Consider the following 11,539-nt stretch of genomic DNA (forward strand, 5'->3'; position numbering starts at 1 on the left):
ATAGGTTCAGATCTATTCTGAAAATGTTGACCTCAACAGCTCGTTATCGTTTTTCCTGTTATCTGCTTCAGACGGACGGGTGAACTTTATCAAAGTCTCATTGTCAAATGTCAGGTAATCGCTTTAAACGTTTGCACTTGAATCATGGATGAATAATATCATTAGAGGGATATCTTGATGTTAAATGCTACTGCTACTGTTGAAATTTCAAATCATCAAAACCTGGCGACCGACCCCAATCAGAATACTGAGGTCAATGAATTGTCTAAAAGGCACTTCAGGGATCTTGATCCCGGTGGCGTTCCCGATCCAAGGTCGCTAACCAAGCGCACCTGCCGTTCACCTGTTTCAGATCAGGCTGCTGACTGTTTTAGCGCCAACAGGGAACAATTTGGGGGTAAGGGCATGTTTTTGCTGCGCATGGTGCAAGCCGGTCTGTCTGTTCCACCCTTCAAATGTGTCACTGCTCAAGTTATGAATGCGCTTGCACAACAGCCTCTGGACCCCCATCGTTTAGCCCGCTATCTCCCCGGGATCGCCCATGGATGGGGCGCAGAGACCAGCCTGACGAACATCCGGGAACATCTCAATACCTTGTCCGCTTCAGAGCAAACCAAAAAGAATAACTGGCTGGCGGGTCTGGCAGAATTTATTGCCAGTGATGACTATTACGAACAGGTTAAAGGTTCTGAAGCGGCGCAACACATCAGGGATCTGCGCCAGGAGTTGAACGGATTCTCCCTATCACAGCCCGTGATTGTTCGCAGCTCTGGCATCAATGAAGATAACTACGGCGATGCCCAGGCGGGCAAATACCTCTCTGTCGTTCAGGAAGAAGACGATGTTTTAAGCACCTGCCTTAAGGTCATGGCCTCAGCCTACCGGCCTGAAGTCTGTGCCGAAGGAATACCGCAACCCATGGCACTGATCATCCAGCAGTGTATTGACTGCCTGTATGGCGGCGTCGCCATGAGCTTTCAATCCTTTCAGAATGATAACCTCATGGTTGAGTACACATCCGGTCAACCCAGAGGTGTGGTGGCAGGGCAGTCTGGTAATACGCCTCACCGCATTGATATTTCTCGCGAGGGTCGAGAAGGAGCTGACAGTTATCAATACTTTGCCGGGACGATCTCAAGCCAATTTATTCTGCACAAGAACAATAACGGTTATTCGGAAAAAAGAATTGCTGGCGCTGATGTCCAATCAAACGACGGCGGGCAGCGACTCACTGATAAGATGATTTCAAAACTCAGAAATATCGTGACAGAGCTGGAAAACCTGTTGTTCTGCCCCGTGGATGTTGAGTTCGCCATCGATCATTGGGGTCGTCTGTTCATCTTGCAGGTGCGCCCTGTTACCCGACTCTCTGGCGATATGGTTTTTGCCATGTCCATACCCGAAGAGACCCTGGCCATTGGCGAGGGTATCAGCGAAGGCTTCTGTACCGGACCACTCTGGCAGGCCAATAAACAACGCGCAGAATCTATGCCAGAGGGCGCCATTGTCGTGGCCCACCACGCTGAAGACTGGATGCTTGGGTCTGGCTTCCTGAAGCGGGCAGGGGGTTTTGTCCTGGCCGAAGCAGGATGCAATGATCATGTCGCGATAGTCATGAGGCAGAGAAAAATAACCCTGATGCGGGCTGGTGGCCAATATTTGGCCTTGGCCGCTCACCATGGCCAACAGGCGACGCTGGCCTGCGCCCGCTTTAACGGTGAGCCCGGAGCCTTTATTGTTGCCGGTGACATTGCCGGAAAACTGGCCAGTCACAAAAGTCTGGTCTCAGCTGTTTCTGATGCGCTGTTTGCAAAAGTTGCCCCGTCCCGGGAGGATCTGTCCCCACCTGAAGGCACATTCCATCAGGTCGCCAGCGGTTTTCAATGGCTCACGGATCAAAATGCCCGGCTGTTGGCATTTTTTGCTTCTGGCGGTGGACTGGATTATCTGTCAAACCCGGTAAAACTGAGTATGTCGCCACAACGATCAGAGCTACTCACAAAGACTGAGGACAGTGTAAATCGGCTGGTTGATGGGGCTCAAGCAATGCTGGATGGGTATCGGGCCTTCTTGCAGTTGGCAGGTAAATGGCCTTCATCCGAGGTCAAGTCAAGGTGCGATGAATTATCGCAACTGGACAACCGGTTCGAGATGCTGAAAGAGACCATTCAATCAGGGCTAAAGAGTGTCGTTCTGCCACTGCAAGCCGCTGAAAAAGGGCAGTTATCCCCGGGAGTGTTTCGTCAGTGGGTGGCAGACTGCCATCAGCTGCAATACTGTCTTCAGGCATTCAACCTTGATGAGGCTAAACAGATCCGTAGTATCCATGAGCTGATTTTTGCCCTGCATCAGCGTTTCGTAGAGGCATTGGAGCCGGTTACTCGGGATTTGTGTCAGGGCAGGATATCTGAGGGAAATAACATCACCTATGTTGATTGGACGACCCGCAGTCAGGCGACACCGCTATTGAACTCGGCCGGCAAAGCAATGTTGAATAAATTATGGCTTTCAGGGTCTGTTGTCAGTTTGGACGATGCCTTGATTGTTAACCTGTCGCTCTGTCAACATATGAGTGTTATCGAACTACTTGAACACGCAGAGGGGGGTAAAGGACGAACCTTGCGGATGACATTTTCTGACCAGTTTCAGAAACCTGATGGCAGTGATCAACCGGGCAAGTTAAAGCGTATGTGGTTTCTGGCCAAGTTACTGAAAGTGATCGAACTGGATAAAGATTCTGATAGCATGAAGCTCAGTTGCAACGGCGCAGCGGGAAGAATTATCGTTGAATGCCACCGAATGACATCAACGAAAAACATGCAGTATGCCTTTGAAAAATTGCTAACAGTGCTAGGTGCTACTGATCAATTAGATGTTTTTCTGGACAGAGCCATTTTTGAAGAAGATCACTGGTGCTTTAACACACTTGCACAGCGCCTTGATAGCGATGTTGTCACAGAAGCCGATCAATTTGCCTTTGAAGACTGCCTTTTCTCAATTGCCAGAACTTATTTACATAGAGTTCCGCGTTTTTATCATTTATTAAGTAAACAACACCAGCAGTTTATTGATCGTGTTCAACGATTAGAAACGTGCATGAGAAAATCGGCGGACCATTTTCGGGGAATGTTAATGAGTGATGAGATCGGTGAGGGCACCCGCATTGAACTCTTACAGCATTTTTTATTGACATATGCTAAAACCGCTATGCCATTTTTTGAGATTATGTATCCTCACTTGAAAGGTCAACATTATGTTATCAAACCATCCTGCGGTACACGTCTGAAGTTTTATGTTCCGCCAGGTCAGCCATCTGGGGGTCACAAAGAAAAGTTCAAAAATGCCCTGCTCAAGCATGGGTTGAAATATGCCAGTCAGGCTGTTCTGAATGATAAAGACCTTGTGTTGCCCGCCATTTTAAAACATCCTGAACAACTGGAATATGTCAGTAAAGAGTTGAGGAATGACAGCGATATTGTCATGGCATCAGTCACTCAGAATGGTTCTCAGCTACAATATGCCAGCCAGAAAGTTAAGGATAATGAGGAAGTGGTAATGGCTGCTGTCAAACAGTATGCCGGAGCCCTGGAGTATGCCAGTGAAAGATTGCGAAGCGATAAAAATATTGTTCGAATAGCCGTTGCTAAAAGTATGTGTTATTTAAGAGGGGCCGGTGAACAGATATTAAATGATCGCGAGTTTTTGCTGGACTTGATTGCAATCGATTCATTTGCTTTCTCAAATATTACTAACAGCCTTCAAAATGATACTCAGTTTATCAATTTAGCAATCTCCAGAAACCCCGAAGTTCGTCAATACGTCGGGTAATCTGCAAATAAGTACTCAGCCATGCGGAATCGAATATTTCTGGCTTATTGGGCAGGTGCTCTGCAAGGCGCAACGACGGGAACATAGCAAGCTATGTGACCAGAGTTGCAACGCATCACGACTGCATGGATGCAGGAGCCAGAGCAACGCAGGAGCAGTTGCCGCGAGTGCCTGAACAATAAGTCAGAAAATATGATTTCGTAAGGTTGAGTACTTAAGTTCTTTTCAACTCCGGGGACATTGACCGGTGCAAAGGTTGTTACCAGCTCATTACTTTTTTTCTATTGTCAGCTTCAGGCTGTCGGTTGAACTTTATAACAATGTCATTGTCAAAAGAAAGTAATCTAATGAACTTTAGCGATTAAATCATGGATGATTTTAACATGTGAGGGATGTCTTGATGTTACCTGCTACTGCTGAGATGTCAGATTCTAAAAGCCTGACAAGGATTCCAAATCATAATATCCAGGATGGTAGTCCATCCATCGGGACTGATGATTCTCCCAAAAGGTATTTTGGCAATTCTGATCCCGGTGGCGCTCCCAACCCAGCGTCGCTCGCCAGGCGCACCTGCCGTCCAGCTGATTCAGGTCAGGCTGCTGACTGTTCCCCCTCCAACCGGGAACAATTTGGGGGCAAGGGAATGTTTTTGCAGCGCATGAAGAAAGCCGGTCTGTCTGTGCCACCGTTCGAGTGTGTTACTGCTCAAGTCATGAATGCTCTTGAACAACACCCTCTGGATAGACTTGACCGCTATCTTCCCGGGATTGACCGCGAACTGAAGGCTGAGACCAGCCTGAAGAACATCCGTGAACACCTCAATGCCTTGCCGCCTTCAGAGCAAAGCAAAAGGGATAAGTGGCTGCAGGGTCTGGCGCAATTTGTGGCCAGTGATGACTATTACGAACAGGTCAAAGATTCTGAAGCGGCCCGGGAGATCAGAGGTCTGCTCCGTCAGCTGGACCGACTCTCCACATCACAGCCGGTTATTGTGCGCAGCTCAGGCATCAACGAAGATAACTACGGCGATTCCCAGGCCGGTAAATACCTCTCGGTAGTGCAGGCAGAAGAGGATATTTTGCGTACCTGCCTTAAGGTCATGGCCTCAGGTTATCGGCCTGAAGTCTGTCCCGAAGTCATACCCCCACCCATGGCGCTGATCATCCAGGAGTGCATTGACTGCCAATATGGTGGGGTCGCCATGAGTTTTCAATCTTTTCAGGATAATACTGTCAGGGCAGAGTTTACACTGGGTCAACCCAGGGGCGTAGTGGCCGGGCAGTCCGGTAACACGCCCCACCGCCTCGATATTTATCGCAAGGGCCACAAAGAAGAAGTTCACAGCTATCAATACTTTCCCGGAACCCTCTCAAGTCACTTTGTCTTGCACAAGAATAATAACGGCTATTCGGAAGTAAGAATTGATCATGTTGATGCTCAATCAGGCGACGGTGGACTGCAACTCACTGATGAAACGGTTTCAGAACTCATGGAGGCGGTGACAAAGCTGGAAGACCTGTTGCTCTGCCCCGTGGATGTGGAGTTTGCCATTGATCGTCAGGGTCGCCTGTTCCTGTTACAGGTACGCCCCGTTACCCGACTCTCTGGCGGCATGGATTTTGCCATGCCTATACCAGAAGAGACCCTGGCCAGTGGTCAGGGCATCAGCGAAGGCTATTGCACCGGTACACTCTGGCTGGCGGAAGAACAAGCGGTAGATTCAATGCCAGAAGGAGCCATTGTCGTGGCCGACCATGCCGAAGATTGGATGCTTGAGCCTGAGTTCCTGAAGCGAGTGAGGGGGGTTGTCTTTGCCAAAGCAGGATTCAATGATCATGTCGCGATCCTCATGAGGCAAGAAAAAATAACCTTAATGCGGGCCGATGATCAGTTTTCGGCATTGGCCGCTCAGAAAGGCCAACAGACGACACTGGCCTGCGCCCGCTTTAACGGTGAGCCCGTAGCCTTTGTTGTTGCCGGTGACCTTACCGAAAAACTGGCCAGCCACAGAAGTTTATCCTCGGCCTTCTCAGATATGCCCCTGGGAAATGCCGTCCCGTCACGGGATGATTTGTCTCCCTCTGAAGACACACTTCGCCAGGTCGCCAACTGTTTTCAGTGGCTGACGGATCAAAACGCCCGCCTGTTGGCATTTTTTGCCTCCGGTGGTGGACTGGATTGCCTGGCCAACCCGATAAAACTGAGCATGTCGCGGCAACGATCAGAGCTACTGGCTGAGACCAGAGAGAACATAAAACGACTGATTTATGGCGCTGAAAAGCTGTTGGAGGTGTACCAGGCATTTCTGCAGCTGGCGGGCAACAGCAGTTCATCCCTGATTGAGACATTGCGAGATGAATTACCGCAACTGAACAAACGCTTTGAGACGCTGAAACAGACCATCCAATCCGGCTTGGAGAATATCATTATGCGAATGCAAGCTGCTGAAGACGGGCAGCTTTCCCCGCTAATGTTTCGTCAGTGGGTGGCAGACTGCCATCAGCTGCAATCCTGTCTTCAAGCGCTCAACTTCGGGAAGGCCGAGCAGGTGCATAGTGTCCATGAACTGATTTTTGCTCTGCATCAGCGCTTTGTAGAGGCTCTGGCAGCGGTCACTTTGGGGTCGGGTCAGGGCAGGCTATCCAAACAAGGGCAAGCCACCTTTGTTGATTGCACCACTCCGGGTAAGTCGGGTGAAAAGGCACCGCTATTGACTCCGTTCGGCAAGGAGTCCATCGGAAAATCAGCGAATAAAGCGACTGTCATCAGTATGAATGATGCCTTGATTGTTAACCTGAAATTAGGAAGTCATGTAGGCCTTGTCGAACTGCTCGAACAGGCAGAGGGGGGTAAAGGACGAACCTTGCGACTGAAATTTTCTGACAAATTTCGTAAGCATCGTGCATCAGGTCTTTATAATCCCGGCAAGTTAAAGCGCATGTGGTTTCTGGCACAGTTACTGAGAGCGATCGAACTGGGAGAAAATACGCAGAGCATGAAGCTGAGCTGCAACGAAGTAGCAGGTGAAATGATCGTCGAATGCTCCCGAATAAAATCACGTCCAGTCCTGCAGGGTGCCTTTGAAAAACTGATCACTGTATTAAACAATACCTATAATCTGGATCAACAATTGTCGGACCTGCCCATCTTTGAAGGAGATCAGTGGGACTTTAACCTGCTGGCACAACGCCTTAATCGTGATATTACCACAGAAGCCGATAGATTCGCTTTTCATCAATGTCTTTTCTCAATGTTTTATGATTGGAAATTATACATTTTTTACAAATGCCTTATTCCCTGCGACCAGTTATTGAACAACCAGCAACAACGACAGTTTATAGATCATTGTCGACGTTTAGGTAAATCAGAGCGCCATCTTGGGAAAGTGTTAATGAGTGATGAGATCGGTAACGACAGCCGCAGGGAACTATTACAGCATCTTTTATTGATACATCCGGAACATGCTATGCCATTGTTTGCCCATGTGTATCCCCATCTGGAAGGTCAATACTATGTTATCAAACCATCCTTTAATGTCAGACTGGAGTTTGATATTCCTCCGGGTCAGCCAGTTCCGGATGATAAAGAAAAGGTCAGGAATGTCTTACTCATGCATGGGCTGAAATATGCCAGCCAACGGGTTCGAAGTGATAAAGAGGTTGTGTTACCCACCATTAGAGTTTATCCAGGTGACCTGGAATATGTGAGTACAGAACTGAAAAATGATAAAGAGGTTGTAATGGCCGCAGTGACTCAGAAGGCCAGACAGTTGCAATATGCCAGCCCGGAGCTTCTTGACAATAAAGAGGTCGTCATGGCCGCAGTCTCTCAGAATGGTCGTATGCTGGAATATGCCAGCGCAACACTTCGGGACGATGAAGCGGTGGTCATGGCCGCTGTTGAGACGTTTCCGCAAGCCCTGCGTCATGCCAGTGAAAGATTACGAGGCGATAAAAAAATTATACAAATCGCAAGCTCTGGTGATGTTCATAGCTTATATTATGCCAGTGAAACCTTACTGAATGATCGAGAGTACATGCTGGGCTTAATTGAGCAGAACTCTATTGCTTTCGAATTTGCTGATTCAAGCCTTCAAATGGATTATGACTTTATCAATGCAGCAACCATAAGAAACCCGGCAGTTTTTGAATTCGTCGAAATACCTTGCTAACAAGGTCTGACCGGCTCTGAAGCATTGGCCAGCAGATTGCGTTTTGCCCACTTCAGCCGCACGGTTGAACTTTATAAAAACATCAATGTCTATAGAAAGTAGTCAATTAACGTATCAACCGTTGATTCATAGATGAACATAATGAAAGGGATATTTTATGCATTGTGCTACCTCTGAGACATCAGATCCTAAAAACCCGATAACAAATCCAAATCAGAATACCCTGGCTGGCACTCGATCCAATAGGGCTGGTGATTCACCTAAAAGATATTTCGGTGCCCTTGATCCCAGCGGTATTCCCGCCTCGACTTTGCTGGTCAAGCGCATTTGTAGTTCGCCTGTTCCAGGTCAGGCTGCTGACCATTCTTTCTCCGACCGGGAACAATTGGGGGGCAAGGGGATGTTTTTGATGCGCATGGAAAAAGCCGGTCTGTCTGTTCCGCCCTTTGAATGTGTGACAGCCCAGGTCATAAGTATGCTCGAAAAACACCCTCTGGATAGACAGCTGTTAGTCCGCTATCTCCCTGTGAATGTTGATGAACCCGATGCACTGACCAGCCTGACGAACATCCGGGAATACCTTAATACCTTGCCACCTTCAGAGCAAAGCAAAAAGGATGACTGGCTGGCAGGTCTGGCGGAATTTATTGCCAGTGAAGACTATTACCAACAGGTTAAAGACTCTGAAGCGGCGCAAAAAATCAGGGATCTGCGTCGTCAGCTGGACGGGTGCCCCACCTCTCAACCGATTATTATCCGCAGCTCTGGTATTAACGAAGATAACTACGGCGATGCCCAGGCGGGCAAATACCTCTCTGTCGTCCAGAAAGAAGACGATGTTTTAAGTACCTGCCTGAAGGTCATGGCCTCAGCTTACCGGCCTGAAGTCTGTCCAGAAGGCATACCGCAACCCATGGCGCTGATCATCCAGCAGTGCATTGATTGTAAATACGGCGGGGTCGCCATGAGTTTTCGATCTTTTCAGGATGGTACCATCAGGGTTGAGTACACACCCGGTCAACCCAGGGGGGCAGTGGCAGGGCAGTCTGGTAACACACCTCACCGCATTGACATTTCTCGCGTGGAAGGAGCTGACAGCATTCAATACTTTCCGGGTACGATCTCAAGTCACTTTGTCTTGCACAAAAACAACAAGGGTTATTCAGAAACAGCTATTCAGAATGCTGACGCACAAACAGACGACGGCAGGCATAAACTCAGTGATCATTTGGTTACAAAACTCAGCCAGGCGGTGACAGAGCTGGAAAACCTGTTGCTCTGCCCCGTGGATGTCGAGTTTGCCATCGATCATCAGGGTAATTTATTCCTGTTGCAGGTGCGCCCTGTTACCCAGCTCTCGGGCGGTATGGATTTTGTCATGCCAATACCCGAAGAGAGTCTTGCCATTGGCGAGAGCATCAGCGAAGGCTATTGCACAGGGCCAATCTGGCTGGCCAATGAACGACAGGCAGACACTATGCCAAAGGGCGCCATTGTCGTGGCTCAACAGGCTAAAGACTGGATGCTTGAGTCCGGGTTCCTGAAGCGGGCAGGTGGCTTTGTCTTTGCCTATGCCGGATTCAATGATCATGTAGCGATCCTCATGAGACAGCTAAAAGTCACTTTCATGCGGGCCAGTGGCCAGTATTCGGCGTTGGCCGCTCAGGTTGGTGAACAGGCGACGCTGGCCTGTGCCCGCTTCATGGGTAAGCCCGGAGCCTTTATTGTTGCCGGTAACTTTACTGAAAAACTGGCCAGTCACAGCAGCCTGTCCTCAGCTTTTTCTGATGCGCCCCTGAAGGAAGTCAGCCTTTCAAGGGATGAACTGTCCCCTCATAGATGCCAGTTCCGTCAGGTCGCCAGCTGCTTTCACTGGCTCACAGACCAAAATGCCCGTTTGTTGGCATTTTTTGCCTCCGATGGCCGATTGGGTTGTCTGGCAAACCCCATAAAACTGAGCATGTCGCCAGCACGATCGCAACGACTGGCAGAGATCAGGAACGACGTAAACCAGCTGATTCGTGGGGCTGAAGTCATGTTGGAGGGGTATCAGGCGTTCTTGCGGCTGGCTGGTAAAACGGATTCGCCTCTGGTCAACTCGTTGCGGGTTGAATTCCCGCAACTGAGCAGACGATTCCAGGCATTGAAACGGGCCATCGAATCAAAGTTGGAGAGTATCATTTCTGCAATACAAACCGCTGAAGAAGGGCGGCTTTCCCCGGTAATATTTCGTCAGTGGCTGGTAGATTGCAAGGAACTGGAATCCTGTTTGCAAAAACTCAACCCAAAGGAGGCGGAACAGGTCCAAAGTGTCCATGACCTGATTTTTGCCCTGCACCAGCGCTTTGTCGAGGCGCTGGCTCCCGTGACTCTGGGTTCGGGGCAAGGCAGTATATCCAAGAGAAAGGATATCACTTATGTTGATTGTACGACCCCTTGTGAAAGGCCGCCGCTACTGACGCCTTCCGCAGCAGCAGCCATGGAACAATTTAATTTTACAGCCACTGTCGTCAGTCTGAACGATGCCTTGATTGTTAACCTGAGGCTTGGCAATCATATGAGTGTTATTGAGCTGCTTGAACATGCAGAAGGGGGCAAAGGACGAACCTTGCGGCTTAAATTTGCTGACACCTTTGGTAAAGAATGGGACTTTGCAGTCGGCAAATTAAAGCGTGTGTGGTTTATGGTGCAGTTACTGAAAGAGATAGTACTCGATAATAATACCGATGGCTTAAAGACAAGTATCAATGCCGTAGCCAGTGAAGTTATCATCGAATGTCCCCGAATAAGATCACCTGAAACCCTGCAAAATGCCTTTCAAAAACTAATCATAGTGTTACGTGATATTAAAGATGTGGATATGAATTTGGACAATAAACCCATTTTTGAAGGGGACCAGTGGGACTTTAACTTGCTTGAACAACGGCTTGATCGCGATATTGCGACAGAAGCCGATAGATTCGCCTTTCGACGGTGCCTTTTCTCAATCAGTTATACCTATTTACACAAAGTTACTCTTTGCTACCCGTTATTAAGCAAGCAATACCAACAGTTTATTGATGATGTTCAACGTTTATCCCGGTGCGCGATAAAATCAAAGGACGATCTTCAGGCGCTTTTAATGAGTGATGAGCGCAGTGATAACAACCGCAGGGAACTGTTGCAGCATTTTTTATTCAGAAATCCTGAAGCAGCTATGCCATTTTTTGACATTATGTATCCTCAATTGAAAGGTCAATATTATGTTGTCAGGCCCTCCTTCAGTGAGCGTCCGGCGTTTTATGTGCCACCGGGTTTGCCGGTTGGGGATCACAAAGAAAAGATTGAGAATGCCATACGAACGCATGGGCTGAAATATGCCAGCCAAGCGATTCGAAATGATAGAAAGTTTTATACTCACTATCTCTGAAGATCCCAAAGAACGCCAATATGTGAGTGAAGAGCCCAAGAATGGCAGCTATGTCGTCATGGCAACATTCACTCAAGTCACTTCATTATGACTTGAAGCCGGGCTATTAAACAGCAGATGAGGGATCAAAG

Annotated in this window: 3 protein-coding genes; all 3 read left to right on the forward strand. The window is 48.5% G+C overall.

Annotated features, from left to right (window positions below; genetic code table 11):
- The first annotated feature begins 177 nt into the window (after positions 1–177).
- The 3 genes from ACOJUO_RS18690 to ACOJUO_RS18700 all read left to right on the forward strand — a co-directional run bounded on the left by ACOJUO_RS18690 (position 178) and on the right by ACOJUO_RS18700 (position 11,408).
- Positions 178–3,828, forward strand: coding sequence for a DUF4116 domain-containing protein (locus ACOJUO_RS18690; protein WP_422137786.1), 3,651 nt, complete (start codon positions 178–180; stop codon positions 3,826–3,828).
- Positions 3,829–4,228: 400 nt separating this feature from the next.
- Positions 4,229–7,999, forward strand: a complete 3,771-nt coding sequence (locus ACOJUO_RS18695; RefSeq protein WP_422137787.1) for a DUF4116 domain-containing protein — start codon at positions 4,229–4,231, stop codon at positions 7,997–7,999.
- Between the two features lie 157 nt (positions 8,000–8,156).
- Entirely contained in the window at positions 8,157–11,408 is a 3,252-nt protein-coding gene (locus ACOJUO_RS18700) for a PEP/pyruvate-binding domain-containing protein (RefSeq protein ID WP_422137788.1), read from the forward strand.
- Positions 11,409–11,539 lie beyond the last annotated feature (131 nt).

The sequence above is a fragment of the Endozoicomonas sp. ALC020 genome (genome assembly GCF_049275935.1).
GTDB lineage: Bacteria > Pseudomonadota > Gammaproteobacteria > Pseudomonadales > Endozoicomonadaceae > Endozoicomonas_A.

Excerpts from the sequence above, each read along its gene's own strand:
- ACOJUO_RS18690 (WP_422137786.1), top strand. The coding sequence starts at position 178 with ATGTTAAATGCTACTGCTACTGTTGAAATTTCAAATCATCAAAACCTG.
- ACOJUO_RS18700 (WP_422137788.1), top strand. The coding sequence starts at position 8,157 with ATGCATTGTGCTACCTCTGAGACATCAGATCCTAAAAACCCGATAACA.
- ACOJUO_RS18695 (WP_422137787.1), top strand. The coding sequence starts at position 4,229 with ATGTTACCTGCTACTGCTGAGATGTCAGATTCTAAAAGCCTGACAAGG.